Raw genomic sequence first — 16,053 nt, forward strand, 5'->3', positions numbered from 1 at the left:
TGGCGCGGGCCCGCCCGGGCGGGGTCAGCCGCCGTAGGCGCCGGAGGCGGTGAGGCGGAGGGCGGTGTCGATGAGGGGCACGTGACTGAAGGCCTGGGGGAAGTTGCCGACCTGACGCTGGTGCTTGGAGTCCCACTCCTCCGCCAGCAACCCCAGGTCGTTGCGGAGGGACAGCAGCTTCTCGAACAGCTGCCGCGCCTCCTCGACCCGCCCGATCATCGCCAGGTCGTCCGCCATCCAGAAGGAGCAGGCCAGGAACGCCCCCTCGTCGCCCGCCAGGCCGTCCACGTTGTCCTCACCCGGATGGGTGGGGTAGCGCAGGATGAAGCCGTCCGGCGTCGACAGCTCCCGCTGGATCGCCTCGATCGTGCCGATGACCCGCTTGTCGTCCGGCGGCAGGAAACCGACCTGCGGGATCAGCAGCAGCGACGCGTCCAGCTCCTGGGAGCCGTACGACTGGGTGAAGGTGTTGCGCTCCGGGTCGTAGCCCTTCTCGCAGACGTCCCGGTGGATGTCGTCGCGCAGCTCCCGCCACCGCTCCAGCGGGCCCTCCGCGTCGCCGGACTCGACCAGCTTGATGGTGCGGTCCACCGCCACCCAGGCCATGACCTTGGAGTGCACGAAGTGGCGGCGCGGGCCGCGCACCTCCCAGATGCCCTCGTCCGGCTGGTTCCAGTGGTTCTCCAGGTAGCTGATCAGCTTCAGCTGGAGCTGCGAGGCGTAGTCGTTGCGCGACAGGCCGGTCATGTGCGCCAGGTGCAGCGCCTCGATGGTCTCGCCGTAGACGTCCAGCTGCAGCTGGTGGGCCGCGCCGTTGCCGACCCGGACCGGGGCGGAGTTCTCGTAGCCCGGCAGCCAGTCCAGCTCCGCCTCGCCGAGCTCGCGCTCGCCGGCGATGCCGTACATGATCTGCAGGTTCTCCGGGTCGCCCGCGACCGCCCGCAGCAACCACTCGCGCCAGGCGCGGGCCTCCTCGCGGTAGCCGGTGCGCAGCAGCGAGGACAGGGTGATCGCCGCGTCGCGCAGCCACGTGTAGCGGTAGTCCCAGTTGCGGACGCCGCCGATCTCCTCGGGCAGCGAGGTGGTCGGCGCGGCGACGATGCCGCCCGTGGGGGCGTAGGTGAGCGCCTTCAGCGTGATCAGCGAACGGATCACGGCCTCCCGGTAGGGGCCGTGGTACGTGCACAGGGCGACCCACTCGCGCCAGAAGTCGTCGGTCGCCGCCAGCGCCTGCTCGGGCTCCGGCAGCGGCGGCGGCTCCTTGTGCGAGGGCTGCCAGGACAGCGTGAAGCCGAACCGGTCGCCCTCCGAGACGTCGAAGTCGGTGTAGGTGGTGAGGTCCTGGCCGAAGGTGGTCAGGTCGTCCTCCTCGCCGGCCGCCTCGAGCACGTCGGTGTCGAACCAGACGGAGTCCGGGCCGGCGACGCCGACCAGGCGCCCGTTGCGGCGGTGCACCCACGGCACGATGCGGCCGTAGGAGAACCGCATCCGCAGCGCCGAGCGCATCGGGACCCGGCCCGAGACGCCCTCCACGATCCGGATGACCTGCGGGGCCCCGTCACGCGGCGGCATGAAATCGGTCACCCGGACGGTGCCCTGTGGGGTGTCCCACTCCGACTCCAGGACCAGGGAGTCGCCCCGGTAGCGGCGGCGGGTGGCCGCGGGCGCCCCGGCCTCCGGCGCGTGGGCGGGCCCGACGCGCCAGAACCCGTGATCCTCGGTGCCCAGCAGGCCGGCGAAGATGGCCTGAGAGTCGAAGCGGGGCAGGCACAGCCAGTCCACCGTGCCGTCCCGGCAGACCAGGGCGGCGGTCTGCATGTCTCCGATGAGTGCGTAGTCCTCGATACGCCCGGCCACGTGCAACTCCAGTCGAACGGCCACATCGTCCCGGCAGGGACGGTCGCTCTCTTGCGGTCAAGTCAAAGGGGGAGTGAAGCGGAAAGAATCTGTAGTTCGCTTGAGTGTGAGCTGACGCTCCCGTATGTCCGGTGTATCCGGGGACACGGCCTGTGACACGGGCTTGGGTGGTGCCGTCTTGCCCGGCCGGGCGGTCAGCGAGTGTCCGAGCAGGATACGACGCATGATGATGATCCGCGCGACGCTCGGGGCAACAAAGGTGATCCGAACGGGTGGGCGGCCGGTGACGCCGGGAAGCCGCAGGTCACGGCGGTGGCCCGGGTGCGCGGACGCCTTCGGTCCCGCGCGCTGATACCCTGGTAGCCCGTGGACCGGTGGGAGAAAAACCCCGGCACCGCAGCGACGGCCCCCCCGGCGAAACCGGGTCGGCAAGCCGCTCCGCAACCCCAAGACACCGCCACCACGGGAGCCCCCCTTTGGCCATGCCCGCTGCTTTTCGAAACAGCAACGCCACGACGACCAAGCACATCTTCGTCACCGGGGGTGTCGCCTCCTCGCTCGGGAAGGGCCTGACGGCTTCGAGCCTCGGCATGCTGCTGAAGGCCCGCGGACTGCGTGTCGTCATGCAGAAGCTCGACCCCTACCTGAACGTCGACCCGGGCACGATGAACCCGTTCCAGCACGGTGAGGTGTTCGTCACCAACGACGGCGCCGAGACCGACCTGGACATCGGCCACTACGAGCGCTTCCTCGACCGCGACCTCGACGGCTCGGCCAACGTCACCACCGGCCAGGTCTACTCGACGGTCATCGCCAAGGAACGCCGGGGCGAGTACCTGGGCGACACCGTCCAGGTCATCCCGCACATCACCAACGAGATCAGGCACCGCATCCGCCGCATGGCGACGGACGAGGTCGACGTCGTGATCACCGAGGTGGGCGGCACGGTCGGCGACATCGAGTCGCTGCCCTTCCTGGAGACGGTCCGCCAGGTCCGCCACGAGGTCGGCCGCGACAACGTCTTCGTGGTGCACATCTCGCTGCTGCCGTACATCGGCCCCTCCGGCGAGCTGAAGACCAAGCCCACCCAGCACTCGGTGGCCGCGCTGCGCAACATCGGCGTGCAGCCGGACGCCATCGTGCTGCGCTGCGACCGCGAGGTCCCCACCGCCATCAAGCGCAAGATCTCGCTGATGTGCGACGTCGACGAGGACGCCGTGGTGGCCTGCCCGGACGCCCGGTCCATCTACGACATCCCCAAGACGATCCACGGCGAGGGCCTGGACGCCTACGCGGTGCGCAGGCTCGACCTGCCGTTCCGCGACGTCGACTGGACCACCTGGGACGACCTGCTGGACCGCGTCCACAACCCCGACCACGAGATCACCCTGGCGCTCGTCGGCAAGTACATCGACCTGCCCGACGCCTACCTGTCGGTGACCGAGGCGCTGCGCGCCGGCGGCTTCGCCCACAAGGCCCGCGTCAAGATCAAGTGGGTCACCTCCGACGACTGCCGGACCCCGGCCGGCGCCGCCGAGCAGCTCGGCGACGTCGACGGCATCTGCATCCCCGGCGGCTTCGGCGACCGCGGCGTCTCCGGCAAGGTCGGCGCCATCCAGTACGCCCGCGAGAACCGCATCCCGCTGCTCGGCCTCTGCCTGGGCCTGCAGTGCATCGTGATCGAGGCCGCCCGCAACCTGGCCGGCATCGCCGACGCCAACTCCACCGAGTTCGACCCGGCGACCGCCCACCCGGTGATCTCCACCATGGCCGAGCAGATGGACATCGTCTCCGGCGAGGGCGACATGGGCGGCACCATGCGCCTGGGCATGTACCCGGCCAAGCTGGCCGAGGGTTCCGTCGTGCGCGAGGTGTACGACGAGAAGGAGTACGTCGAGGAGCGCCACCGTCACCGCTACGAGGTGAACAACGCCTACCGTGCGGAGCTCGAGAAGAAGACGGGCATCGTCTTCTCCGGCACCTCCCCGGACGGCAAGCTCGTCGAGTACGTGGAGTACCCGCGCGAGGTGCACCCCTACCTGGTGGCCACCCAGGCCCACCCGGAGCTGCGCTCCCGCCCGACCCGCCCGCACCCGCTGTTCGCCGGCCTGGTGAAGGCCGCGGTCGACCGTCAGCAGCGGACCGGCGCCTACGCCGGCTGATCACCGGCGCTCGCGGTGATCGTTGCGGCGACCGGGTGACGATACGGTGGCCGGGGTACGCGCCCTTCGGGGAGCGTGCCCCGGCTTCGGCGTTTTCGCGCGCTGTTTCCCAGGTGTCGAGTAGTGGTGAGTAGTGGTGGAGAGGACTGGCCCGATGACCGACCAGGTGATCAAGGACGCCCCGGAGGAGTGGGAGATCCGCTCGTCGAGCACCCCGTTCACGGGCAAGAAGACCTCCGTGCGGACCGACGAGGTGGTGATGCCGGGCGGAGCGGTGGTCGGCCGCGACTACCAGGTGCACCCCGGCTCGGTGGCCGTGCTGGCGCTGGACGAGCAGGACCGCGCGGTGGTGCTGCGCCAGTACCGGCACCCGGTGCGCCAGAAGCTGTGGGAGATCCCGGCCGGCCTGCTGGACGTGCCCGGTGAGAACCCGCTGCACGCCGCCCAGCGCGAGCTGTACGAGGAGGCGCACGTCAAGGCCGAGGACTGGCGGGTCCTCGCCGACGTCTACACCACCCCCGGCGGCTGCGACGAGGCGGTGCGCATCTTCCTGGCGCGCGGACTCTCCGACGCCGAGGGCGACCGCTTCGAGGTCGAGGACGAGGAGTCCGACATGGAGCTCGCCCGGGTCCCGGTCGCGGACCTGGTGCGCGGCGTGCTGGCGGGGGAGCTGCACAACAACTGCCTGGTGGTCGGCGTGCTGTCGCTGGTCGCGGCGCGCGCCGGCGACGGGCTGGAGGCGCTGCGGCCCGCCGAGGCGCCGTGGCCCGCCCGGCCGTTCGAGGCGTAGGTCCCTCGCGGGATCACGGACGTCTCAGGCGGGGCGCGGCCGGTTCGGGCGAACGGGCCGCGCCCCGCGTCCGGTCGGGGGACCGGGCCCGTGTGGTCCCCCGTTGCGCCGCCGCCGTGTGAACTACGCTCGTGCAAGGCCCCGCGGACGGGGTGGCGCGCGCGTGCATGACGGGAGTGTGGCCCGTGACCGACCAGGCGGTGGACACCGGCAGCCAGGCGTCGACGGACACGGCGCGACGGCCCTCCGGAGAGCCGTCCGCGCAGCCACCGGCCCCCGCCCCGGCGCCGCGCACCCCGCCGGGCAGGACGGAGCGGGAGGCCCGGCCGGCGCCCCCCTCGGCTTTCGTGGGACGGACCCGGGAGCTCAAGGAGCTGCTGGGGGACATCGAACGGGCCGGCCTCAACACCATCGCCGGCCGCAAGGCCCCGCGCGCCCGCGTCCTGCTCGTCGCGGGCCGGCCCGGCTCCGGCCGCAGCGACCTCGCCGAGGAACTGGTCCGCCGGGTCGCCGGCCGCTACCCCGACGGGGTCCTGCGGGCCAGGCTCACCGAGCCCGGCGGCCGCCCCGTCCCCGCGGGCCGAGTCGCCCGCCGCCTCCTCGAAGCGCTCCCCGCCCCGGCGACCGCCCCCGCCGCGGCCGTGAGGTCCGCGCCCCGCGACGCCGCTCCCGCGGCTGAGGCACGCGCGACGGCGGCCGCCGGGGTCGCGCCCGGGGCGGAGGACGACGAGCTGACCGCCGCGCTGCGGCAGGCGCTGGCCGGACGGAAGGTCCTGCTGCTCCTCGACGACGCCGCCGACGCCGAACAGGTCGACGAACTGGTCCCCGACTCCCCGGACTGCCTGGTGGTCGCCGTCGCCCGGGGACCCCTCACCGGGATCCCCGACGTGCGGCCCTGCGTCGTCGGCGGCCTGGACACCCGCTCCGCCGTCGACCTGCTCACCCGCCGGGCCGGCGAGGTCCGGGTCACCGTCGACCCCTGCTCCGCGCAGCAGCTCGCCGAGGAGTGCCACGGCGAGCCCGCGACCCTGCTGCTCGCGGGCGGCTGGCTCGCCGAGCGCCCCAAGGTCGCCGTCGCCGACCTGGTGGCCCAGCTGCGCGCCGACCCGGCGGCCGGTCCGCTGGAGCGCATGCTCGGACTGGTCCACGACGGTCTGCCCGCGGCGGCCGCCCGGATGCTGCGGCTGCTGTCCCTCGCCCCCGCCGGGGTGGTCGACCCGCACACCGCCTCCGCCCTGGCCGGCTGCTCCCCGCAGACCGCGACCGAGACCCTGGACCGGTTCCACCGGCTCGCGCTCCTGCGGCAGGTGCCCGCGGCCGGCCTGCTCTACGAGGTCCCCGGCTGCCTGCACCCCCTGCTCGCCGCCCTCGCCGAGCGCCTGGACCGCCCCGCGGAGCTGCGGCTGGCCCGCGCCCGCACGCTGGAGCGCACGGTCCGGCTGCTGCACGCCTGCCGCGTCGCGGCCGGGACCGGCGAGGAAGCCCGGGTCCGGCAGCAGGCGCTGCCGCGGGCCCTGCGCTTCCCCGGCCCCCAGGACGCCGCCGCCTGGCTCGCCGAACGCCGCGACGTGCTCCTGGCCGCCGCCCGGACGGCCGCCGGCGACGGGGAGCTGGACACCCTGGCCCGCCGCCTGATGTCCCAGCTGGTGCGCGCCCTGGTCGCGCACGTCGGCGACGACGGGGCGGCCGCCGACCTGTACACGGTCCACCAGCTGATGCTGGACGTCGCACGGCGGCGCGGACTCGCCCGCGAGGAGGCCGCCGCCCTGCTCAACCTCGCCGACCTGGACGCCCGCACCGGACGCGCCGCCGAGGCGCTGACCGGCTACCGGGCCGCCCTGGACGCCGGACGCCGGGCGCAGGACCCGTACGCCGTCGGCCGCGCCATGGAGTCGATCGGCGGCGCCCACCAGGAGCTCGGCGACCTCGACCGGGCCGCCGACTGGTACGGCCGCGCCCTCGCCGAACGCCTCGCCCGCGACCAGCGCGCCGAGGCGGCCCGGCTCTACGGCCGCATCGCCACCGCCCACGCCCGCGCCGGCCGGCACGAGGAGGCGCTGCGTCACCGGCGGGCCGCCGTCACCGAGCACCGGCGCGGCGAGGACCTGCCGGCCTGCGCGCGCGCCCTGGGCGAGCTGGCCCGCGCCCAGGAGCACACCGGGCGCTTCGCGGAGTCCCTGCGCACCTTCCGCGAGGCGATCGCCTGGGCCCGTCGCGCCGAGGACGGGCGGCTGGAGGCGGGACTGCACCTGGCGCTGGCCGGCGTCCTGGAGCGCCTGGGCGACCCGTCCGCCGCCCGGCTGCACCGGCGGAGCGCGGAGCGCATGCTGGAGGAGGAGCCCTCCGGCGGGCCCGGCTGACCCGGTACGCACGGGTCGTCCCGGATCGTCTTCCCGGCCCCTACGAAATCAGTGGCGTATCCCTCGGGTAACGCTGGCTTTACAAGGCTAGACAGCGGGAAATCCTTCATTAGACTGGCAATGTCGCCGGTTCTCCGGCGTGTATCCCGGTGTGCTCACATGTGACCGGTATATCCGTGCATGCCCTGGCAGTACCCCGCCGCCGCATGTGCTCCCCATGCCCCCCGACTGCAAGGACCGTGATCGACGTGAAGGTCGGCATCCCCCGCGAGGTCAAGAACAACGAGTTCCGCGTGGCCATCACCCCGCCGGGTGTCCACGAACTGGTGCGCAACGGCCACGAGGTCGTCGTCGAGCGGAACGCCGGCCTCGGCTCGTCGATCACCGACGAGGAGTACGTCGCCGCCGGCGCCCTGATCCTGGAGACGGCCGACGAGGTCTGGGCCGCGGCCGACATGATCCTCAAAGTCAAGGAGCCCATCGCCGAGGAGTACCACCGCCTCCGCAAGGACCAGGTCCTCTTCACCTACCTGCACCTCGCCGCCGACCGCCCGGGCACCGAGGCGCTGGTCAACTCCGGCACCACGGCCATCGCCTACGAGACCGTCGAGGTCGACCGCACCCTGCCGCTGCTCGCCCCGATGTCCGAGGTGGCCGGCCGGCTCGCCCCGCAGGTCGGCGCCTACCAGCTGATGCGCGCCAACGGCGGCCGGGGCGTGCTCCCCGGCGGCGTCCCGGGCGTCGCCCCCGCCAAGGCCGTCGTGCTCGGCGGCGGCGTCTCCGGCTGGAACGCCACCCAGATCGCCATCGGCATGGGCTTCCACGTCACGCTGCTCGACCTGAACATCAACAAGCTGCGCGAGGCGGACAAGGTCTTCGGGACCAAGGTGACGACCGTCGTCTCCAACTCCTTCGAGATCGAGAAGGCGCTGGTCGAGGCCGACCTGGTCGTCGGCGCGGTGCTGATCCCCGGCGCCAAGGCCCCCAAGCTGGTCAGCAACGAGCTGGTCTCGCGCATGAAGCCCGGAAGTGTCCTTGTCGACATCGCCATCGACCAGGGCGGCTGCTTCGAGGACTCCCGTCCCACCACGCACGCCGAGCCGACCTTCGCGGTGCACAACTCCGTGTTCTACTGCGTCGCCAACATGCCCGGCGCGGTGCCGAACACCTCCACCTACGCGCTGACCAACGCGACGCTCCCCTACGTCGTCCAGCTCGCCAACCGCGGCTGGGTCGAGGCGCTGCGCCGCGACCAAGCGCTCGCCAAGGGCCTCAACGTCCACGACGGCCAGGTCGTGTACCGCGAGGTCGCCGAGGCGCACGGCATGCAGCACGTCGCCCTGGAGAGCGTGCTCGGCTGAACCCGCCGTAAACGTGGGTGAGTCGACATTCCGACAAGACGAGACGGTCACCACCCCGTCAACCGGTGGGTCAACACCGCGAAACCGGCCGGACCTTGGGCTTCCAGGTCCGGCCGGTGGCGTGTCCACGGGCGGTTGACCGGCAGGTGAGCGGCCCGGGCAGTCAACTCGACGTCGGATTTCGGTCGTTGTGCGCCCGGGTGGAGCGCGCGGTGCGACGCGCGTACGCCCTTGACAACAGGCATGTCCGACAAGGACACGGGAGGCCGGGTCCGGTGGATTGTGTTGCTGCGAACGGCCGACACGCCATAGAGTCGCCCATCGTCGGCATGGTGCCACGCTGACCTGTCTAGAAGTTTCCTGGTCACCAAGGAGGTAAGACGACTTGTGAATGAGTCGACATTTACTCCCGGGGGTGGTCAACCAGGAACGCCTGCGCCGGGCACCGGACCCGCCGGAATCGAGGCTGTCGGCTCCGTCGCGGTCCGTACCTCCGCAGTCCACCAGAGCCAGGACCCCCAACTGGCTCCGACAGCACACCAGAGCATGGATGCCCATCACGTGAACGCCAGGACCGGCGACGCAAGTGGCGCGCCCCACTTCGCCGAATACGACGAACTGCCCGACGGTCACTTCTACGACCCCGACGCCGAATACGAGCCCGACCCCGAGTACGCGGCCACCCTCGCGCCCGACGCCGCGCGTCAGCGCCGCGAGCGCATCGGCCCGACCGGGCGTCCCCTGCCGTACTTCCCGATCCCCGGGCCGCTGGCCGACCACGGCCCGGCGAAGATCATCGCGATGTGCAACCAGAAGGGCGGCGTCGGCAAGACGACGTCCACCATCAACCTGGGCGCGGCCCTGGCCGAATACGGCCGGCGCGTCCTGCTGGTCGACTTCGACCCCCAGGGCGCGCTCTCGGTGGGCCTCGGCGTCAACCCGATGGAGCTCGACCTCACCGTCTACAACCTGCTCATGGAGCGGGGCATGGCGGCGGACGACGTGCTGCTCAAGACGGCGGTCCCCAACATGGACCTGCTGCCGAGCAACATCGACCTCTCCGCGGCCGAGGTCCAGCTGGTCTCCGAGGTCGCCCGCGAGTCGACGCTGCAGCGCGCCCTCAAGCCGCTGATGTCCGAGTACGACTACATCGTGATCGACTGTCAGCCCTCGCTGGGTCTGCTGACGGTCAACGCCCTGACGGCGGCGCACAAGGTCATCGTGCCGCTGGAGTGCGAGTTCTTCGCGCTGCGCGGTGTGGCGCTGCTGACCGAGACCATCGAGAAGGTCCAGGAGCGGCTCAACCCGGAGCTCGAGCTCGACGGCATCCTCGCCACGATGTACGACTCCCGCACGGTGCACAGCCGCGAGGTGCTCGCGCGCGTGGTCGAGGCGTTCGACGACCACGTGTACCACACGGTGATCGGGCGGACCGTCCGGTTCCCGGAGACCACGGTGGCCGGCGAGCCGATCACCACCTACGCGTCCAACTCCGTCGGCGCCGCCGCCTACCGCCAGCTCGCCAGGGAGGTGCTCGCCCGGTGTCACGCCGAGTGAGTCTGCCCGGAGCCGACGAGCTGTTCCGCACCACCGGGGGCTCCGGCCTCCAGTCCTCCTCACCGCGCCGCCAGGCCACCGCCGAGCGGCCGGAGCCGCGGGTGCCGTCCCCGGCCGGCGAGGACGACCCCGCCGTCGCGCGGGACGGCGCCGAGGGCCCGCCGCCCTCGGTGCCCGCGCAGGGCGGTGACGCGCAGGGCGCCGAGCACGCCGTCGCGGACACGGCGGGCGGCGAACCCGGCGAGACGCACAGCAGGGCGGGCGGCACCGACGGCGCCGCCGCCGCGGCCACGGGGATCGCCCCGCGCCGCCGGGGGCGCCCCGCGCGCCGGCCCAGCGGGCGGGAGCGGCACGACGAGAAGATCACGGTGTACGTCTCGGCCGAGGAACTGATGGACCTCGAGCACGCCCGTCTCGTCCTGCGCGGCGAGCACGGGCTGGCCGTCGACCGCGGGCGCATCGTCCGCGAGGCGGTCGCGGTGGTCCTGGCCGACCTGGAGTCCCGGGGGGACGCGAGCATCCTGGTGCGGCGGCTGCGCGGACGGTAGAGGTAGCCTGCCACGGCCATGACCTCGAACGTCCCCGCCCGCAGACGCCCCCTCGGCCGCGGCCCCGGCCACCCCCCGGCCCCGGCCCCGGCCACCCCGGCGCCCGCCCCGGACGACGCCCCCGAGCCCTCCACGGCCCCACCCGCGCCCGCCGACGCCCCCGAGCCCACCGCCGCGCCCGCGCCCGCCGACGCCCCCGAGCTCACCGCCGTGCCTGCGGCCGACAGTGCCGTCGAGGCCCTCGCCGGGCCCGCCGCCGCGCCCGGCAAGGCCGCAGGGCGGACTGCCGCGCCGCCGCGTGAGGACGCGGAGTCTCCCGCCGCCCCGCTGTCGCGTGACGGGTCCGCGCCCGCCCCCGAGGACGACGCCGAACCCGGCACCGCCCCGCCGCCCCACCCGCCCGCGCGCACCCCGTCGGCCGCGGGCCCGGACCCGTCACCCGCCGACGACGGCGTCCCCGCGGCGGACCCGGACACGTTCACCGTGCGGCTCACGAACTTCGAGGGCCCCTTCGACCTCCTGCTGCAGCTGATCTCCCGGCACAAGCTGGACGTCACCGAGGTGGCGCTGTCCCAGGTGACCGACGAGTTCATGGCCCACATCCGCGCCCGCGGCGACGACTGGGACTTGGACCGCACCACCGAGTTCCTGGTCGTCGCGGCCACCCTGCTGGACCTCAAGGCGGCCCGGCTGCTCCCCGCCGCGGAGGTGGAGGACGAGGCCGACCTCGCCCTCCTGGAGGCCCGTGACCTGCTCTTCGCCCGGCTGCTCCAGTACCGCGCGTACAAGCAGATCGCCGACATCCTCAGCGCCCGCCTGGAGGACGAGGCCCGCCGCCACCCCCGCACCGTGGGCCTGGAGCCGCACCACGCCGAGCTGCTGCCCGACGTGGTCCTCAGCATCGGCCCCGAGGGCTTCGCCCGGCTCGCCGTCAAGGCGATGCAGCCCAGGCCCGCGCCGCAGGTGTACGTCGACCACATCCACGCCCCGCTGGTGAGCGTGCGCGAGCAGGCCGCCGTCGTGATGAGCCGGCTGCGCGAACTGGGCGAGGCCACCTTCCGCACCCTGGTGGAGGACACCGACGACACCCTCACCGTCGTCGCCCGTTTCCTGGCGCTGCTGGAGCTCTACCGGGAGAAGGCGGTCGCCCTGGAACAGGAGGCCGCCCTCGGCGAGCTGCTGGTCCGCTGGACCGGCGACGAGGACGGCCCCCGGCCGGTCGTCACCGACGAGTTCGACCGCCCGGCCGCCGACACGACGAAGGAGGAGCGCCGATGAGCGCCGTCGAGCCCCCAGCCGCACCGGACGACGCCGTCGCGGGCCTCGACCTCAAGCCCGCCCTGGAGGCCGTGCTGATGGTCGTCGACGAGCCGGCGGCCGAGGAGCACCTCGCCAAGGTGCTCCGGCGTCCCCGCCGCGCGATCGCCGACGCCCTGCGCGAACTCGCCGACGAGTACACCGTGCAGGGCCGCGGCTTCGAGCTGCGCAAGGTCGCCGGCGGCTGGCGGTTCTACACCCGGCCCGAGTACTCCGCCGCCGTCGAGGCCCTCGTCCTGGACGGGCGGACCGCCCGCCTCACCCAGGCCGCGCTGGAGACCCTCGCGGTCGTCGCCTACCGGCAGCCGGTCAGCCGCTCGCGGGTGTCCGCGGTGCGCGGAGTGAACTGCGACGGCGTCATGCGCACCCTCCTCCAGAGGGGTCTGGTCGAGGAGGCGGGCACGGAACCCGAAACAGGTGCGATCCTGTACAGGACGACGAACTACTTCCTGGAGCGGATGGGCCTGCGCGGTCTGGACGAGCTCCCCGAGCTCGCGCCCTTCGTCCCGGAGGCGGAGACGATCGAGGCCGAGAGCCAGGAGGGGGTTCCGTCGTTCGACCCGGACGCACCCGATGCGCCGGGAGCAGACGACGCAGACGACCAGACGGAATTTTGATGCGAAGCAGCGGCAGCGGCAAGAGCGGCGGGCGCGGGAACTACCGCGGCGCCGGCAACGACAGGGACCAGAAGCAGGGGCAGGGCCGCCCCCGCAAGCCCCGCCCCGAGGAGCGCCGCTACGACGTGGGTCCCGGGGCGACCAAGGACGGCCCGAAGGCCGGCCGCGGCGGCGCGTCCGGCGCGCGCGGCGCGAAGTCGGGCGGCGGCCGGGGCGGGCGCACCCAGCCCGCCACCTCCCGCGAGTACGACGCGCGGATCGAGGAGCGCAACCGGGAGCGGTACGCGGGCAAGAAGGACGTCAAGCTGCCCAAGACCTTCCCCGGCGCCGAGCAGGAGGGCGAGCGCCTGCAGAAGGTGCTGGCCCGCGCCGGCTACGGCTCCCGCCGTGCCTGCGAGGAGCTGATCGAGCAGGCGCGCGTCGAGGTCAACGGCGAGATCGTCCTCGAGCAGGGCAAGCGGGTCGACCCGGAGAAGGACGAGGTCAAGGTCGACGGCCTGACCGTGGCCACGCAGTCCTACCAGTTCTTCTCGCTGAACAAGCCGGCCGGCGTGGTCTCCACGATGGAGGACCCCGAGGGCCGCCAGTGCCTGGGCGACTACGTCACCAACCGGGAGACCCGCCTCTTCCACGTGGGGCGCCTCGACACCGAGACCGAGGGCGTCATCCTGCTCACCAACCACGGCGAGCTGGCCCACCGGCTGACCCACCCGAAGTACGGCGTGAAGAAGACCTACCTCGCGCACATCATCGGCCCCATCCCGCGCGACCTGGGCAAGCAGCTCAAGGACGGCATCCAGCTCGAGGACGGCTACGCCCGCGCCGACCACTTCCGCGTGGTCGAGCAGACCGGCAAGCACTACATGGTCGAGGTGACCCTCCACGAGGGCCGCAAGCACATCGTGCGCCGCATGCTGGCCGAGGCCGGCTTCCCGGTGGAGAGCCTGGTGCGCACCGCCTTCGGCCCGATCACCCTGGGCGACCAGAAGTCGGGCTGGCTGCGGCGGCTGTCCAACACCGAGGTCGGCATGCTGATGCGTGAGGTCGACCTCTAGAAAATCCTTGTGCCGTGGAACGAACCCCCTTATCGTCAGGTTGACGCATAAGGGGGTTCCTTCATGACCACGACCAAGAACGCCGCCACCGGGACGATGATCGGCCTCGCCCTCGGGGACGCGCTCGGCTTCCCGACCGAATTCCGCAGCGTGCCGGGCATCCTGGCGGACTTCGGGCCGTGGCGGGAGATGGAGCTGCCCAAGCCGGCGATCGTCACCGACGACACCCAGATGACGCTCGCCCTCGGCCGGGGGCTGCGCACGGCCATGGAGCGGGGAGCGCTCGGGCCGGAGCGGATGGAGCGGCCGGTGCGCGAGGAGTTCGTCGCGTGGAACCGCTCCCCGGAGAACAACCGGGCGCCGGGACGGACCTGCGTCACCGCCTGCGAACTGCTGGCGGCGGAGGGGCACGCCTGGCAGGACGCCAGCCAGATCCACTCCAAGGGGTGCGGGGCCAACATGCGGGTCGCGCCGGTGGCACTGGTCCCCGGGCTCACCGACGAGGAGCGGGCCGGCGCGGCGCAGCTGCAGTCCGCCCTCACCCACGGCCACCCGACGGCGCTGGCCGCCTCCGACCTCACTGCCCACGCGGTACGGCTGCTCGCCCAGGGCGCGGACCCCACGGCCCTGGTGGGGCTGCTGCGCTCCTACGCGCTCGACAACCGGGACGTCTACCACGAGCGGTGGCTGGGCGACCTGTGGCTGCGGTCGCAGGACCCCACGCCGGCCGGCTTCATCCGGCGGGGCTGGGACGACTGCCTGGACGCCCTGGACCGCCTGCGGGCCGCGGTCGGCTCCGTCTCGCCGGAGACCGACCCGTGCCTGGCGACGGGGGAGGGGTGGATCGCCGAGGAGGCGATGACGACGGGGCTGCTGTGCTTCCTCCTCTTCCCCGACCAGCCCCTGACCGCGCTGCGGCGGGCCGCCTGCACGGCGGGGGACTCGGACTCCATCGCCTGCCTCGCCGGAGCCTTCGCCGGGGCACACCTGGGGGCCGGCGCGTGGCCCGCGGAGTGGGCGGAGCGGATCGAGTACCGCGAGGAACTGCTCTCCCTCGCCGCCCTCTGGGACGCCTGACGACCCCGCCCCGGCGGCACGGGGCGTCTCGGGGGGCGGGCGCCGGCGCCATGGGGGGAGCCGGGGTGGATAGGGTGGGCGGCGTCGGAATGGGAAGAGCGCGAGGAGCAGCACCGTGAGGACCGCCCTGGTGATCGGCGCAGGCCTGATCGGGACATCGGCGGCGCTCTCGCTGACCTCCCGCGGCGTCACCGTCCACCTGGACGACCACGACCTGGACCGCGCCCGCACCGCCGCCTCCCTGGGCGCCGGCACCGACGCCGCCCCCGACGGCCCCGTCGACCTGGTGATCGTCGCCGTGCCCCCGGCCCACGTCGCCCGCGCCGTCGCCGACGCCATGGTCCGCGGCCTGGGCCGCGCCTACCTGGACGTGGCCAGCGTCAAGGGCGGCCCCCGCCGTGAGCTGGAGGCGCTGCTGCGGGGCACCGGACAGGACCTCGCCGCCTACCTCGGCACCCACCCGATGGCCGGCAAGGAGAAGTCCGGCCCCCTCGCCGCCACCGGCGACCTCTTCGAGGGCCGCCCCTGGGTGCTCACCCCCACCCGCGACACCGACACCGAGGCGCTGAACCTCGCCCTCGAGCTGGTCTCGTTCTGCCGCGCCGTGCCGATCGTGATGGACGCGGACGCCCACGACCGCGCCGTCGCCCTCGTCTCGCACATGCCGCACCTGGTGTCCAGCATGGTCGCCGCCCGCCTGGAGAACGCCGAGGAGGCCGCCGTGCGGCTCTGCGGCCCCGGCATCCGGGACGTGACGAGGATCGCCGCCTCCGACCCGCGGATGTGGATCGACATCCTCTCCGCCAACCCCGGCCCGGTCGCCGACCTGCTCGCCGAGGTCTCCGCCGACCTCGACGAGACGGTCCGCGCCCTGCGCGCCCTGCAGTCCGAGGACGAGACCGCCCGCAAGGAGGGCGTGGGCGGCGTCGAGGACGTGCTGCGCCGCGGCAACGCCGGGCAGACCCGGGTCCCCGGCAAGCACGGCAGCGCCCCGCGCGTCTACGAGGCCGTGGTGGTCCTCATCACCGACCAGCCCGGCCAGCTCGCCCGGATCTTCGCCGACGCGGAGCGGGCCGGCGTCAACATCGAGGACGTGCGGATCGAGCACGCCACCGGCCAGCAGGCGGGCCACGTGCAGCTGATGGTGGAGCCGCAGGGCGTCTCCCAGCTCACCCAGGCGCTCCGCGAGCGCGGCTGGGCCGTCCGGACCTGAGCCGGCCCACGACCGGCCCCGAACCGGTCCTGGGCCGCGCGGGAGGCGGCCGGCCGAGCCGCGGAGCAGGTCACCCGTAAGGATGAGCCCGATCGGCCGGTAACCTTGTCGGGGGCGCGTTCGCGCCCGGCCCCTACAG

Annotated in this window: 12 protein-coding genes; 11 read left to right on the forward strand and 1 reads right to left on the reverse strand. The window is 73.3% G+C overall.

Going from position 1 to position 16,053, the window contains the following annotated elements:
- Window positions 1-24: 24 nt before the first annotated feature.
- A complete protein-coding gene (locus Sfr03f_RS29630) occupies window positions 25-1,857 on the reverse strand; it encodes a glycoside hydrolase family 15 protein (protein WP_108957306.1) in 1,833 nt (610 codons plus the stop codon).
- Between the two features lie 482 nt (window positions 1,858-2,339).
- On the opposite strand from Sfr03f_RS29630, the gene pyrG reads away from it, so the two are divergent.
- The 11 genes from pyrG (at window position 2,340) to Sfr03f_RS29685 (ending at window position 15,914) form a co-directional block, all read left to right on the forward strand.
- Window positions 2,340-4,019, forward strand: coding sequence for a CTP synthase (gene pyrG, locus Sfr03f_RS29635; protein ID WP_108957307.1), 1,680 nt, complete (start codon window positions 2,340-2,342; stop codon window positions 4,017-4,019).
- A gap of 154 nt (window positions 4,020-4,173) precedes the next feature.
- Entirely contained in the window at window positions 4,174-4,809 is a 636-nt protein-coding gene (locus Sfr03f_RS29640) for an NUDIX domain-containing protein (RefSeq protein ID WP_108957308.1), read from the forward strand.
- A gap of 185 nt (window positions 4,810-4,994) precedes the next feature.
- Window positions 4,995-7,169 (forward strand): tetratricopeptide repeat protein, encoded by a 2,175-nt coding sequence (locus tag Sfr03f_RS29645; protein ID WP_372514427.1) that lies wholly within the window; start codon window positions 4,995-4,997, stop codon window positions 7,167-7,169.
- A 248-nt stretch (window positions 7,170-7,417) separates the two neighbouring features.
- Window positions 7,418-8,530 (forward strand): alanine dehydrogenase, encoded by a 1,113-nt coding sequence (gene ald / locus Sfr03f_RS29650; RefSeq protein WP_159105763.1) that lies wholly within the window; start codon window positions 7,418-7,420, stop codon window positions 8,528-8,530.
- Between the two features lie 387 nt (window positions 8,531-8,917).
- The gene (locus tag Sfr03f_RS29655) at window positions 8,918-10,087 is read left to right on the forward strand and encodes a ParA family protein (RefSeq protein WP_108957311.1); all 1,170 of its coding nucleotides are present in this window, start codon (window positions 8,918-8,920) and stop codon (window positions 10,085-10,087) included.
- Entirely contained in the window at window positions 10,072-10,635 is a 564-nt protein-coding gene (locus tag Sfr03f_RS29660; RefSeq protein WP_170145189.1) for a hypothetical protein, read from the forward strand. Before Sfr03f_RS29655 ends, Sfr03f_RS29660 begins: the two co-directional genes overlap by 16 nt.
- 18 nt (window positions 10,636-10,653) lie before the next feature.
- Window positions 10,654-11,913: a segregation and condensation protein A gene (locus tag Sfr03f_RS29665; RefSeq protein WP_108957313.1), complete on the forward strand. Its 1,260-nt coding sequence runs from the start codon at window positions 10,654-10,656 to the stop codon at window positions 11,911-11,913.
- Entirely contained in the window at window positions 11,910-12,569 is a 660-nt protein-coding gene (gene scpB / locus Sfr03f_RS29670) for an SMC-Scp complex subunit ScpB (protein WP_108957314.1), read from the forward strand. The genes Sfr03f_RS29665 and scpB overlap by 4 nt, the downstream gene beginning before the upstream one ends.
- Window positions 12,569-13,624: a pseudouridine synthase gene (locus Sfr03f_RS29675; protein ID WP_108957315.1), complete on the forward strand. Its 1,056-nt coding sequence runs from the start codon at window positions 12,569-12,571 to the stop codon at window positions 13,622-13,624. The genes scpB and Sfr03f_RS29675 overlap by 1 nt, the downstream gene beginning before the upstream one ends.
- 63 nt (window positions 13,625-13,687) lie before the next feature.
- Entirely contained in the window at window positions 13,688-14,701 is a 1,014-nt protein-coding gene (locus Sfr03f_RS29680) for an ADP-ribosylglycohydrolase family protein (protein ID WP_108957316.1), read from the forward strand.
- Window positions 14,702-14,816: 115 nt separating this feature from the next.
- Entirely contained in the window at window positions 14,817-15,914 is a 1,098-nt protein-coding gene (locus Sfr03f_RS29685; protein WP_108957317.1) for a prephenate dehydrogenase, read from the forward strand.
- Window positions 15,915-16,053: the final 139 nt, after the last annotated feature.

Source organism: Streptomyces fragilis, assembly GCF_003112515.1.
GTDB lineage: Bacteria > Actinomycetota > Actinomycetes > Streptomycetales > Streptomycetaceae > Streptomyces > Streptomyces fragilis.

Excerpts from the sequence above, each read along its gene's own strand:
- pyrG (WP_108957307.1), top strand. The coding sequence starts at position 2,340 with ATGCCCGCTGCTTTTCGAAACAGCAACGCCACGACGACCAAGCACATC.
- Sfr03f_RS29640 (WP_108957308.1), top strand. The coding sequence starts at position 4,174 with ATGACCGACCAGGTGATCAAGGACGCCCCGGAGGAGTGGGAGATCCGC.
- Sfr03f_RS29665 (WP_108957313.1), top strand. The coding sequence starts at position 10,654 with ATGACCTCGAACGTCCCCGCCCGCAGACGCCCCCTCGGCCGCGGCCCC.
- scpB (WP_108957314.1), top strand. The coding sequence starts at position 11,910 with ATGAGCGCCGTCGAGCCCCCAGCCGCACCGGACGACGCCGTCGCGGGC.
- Sfr03f_RS29675 (WP_108957315.1), top strand. The coding sequence starts at position 12,569 with ATGCGAAGCAGCGGCAGCGGCAAGAGCGGCGGGCGCGGGAACTACCGC.
- Sfr03f_RS29680 (WP_108957316.1), top strand. The coding sequence starts at position 13,688 with ATGACCACGACCAAGAACGCCGCCACCGGGACGATGATCGGCCTCGCC.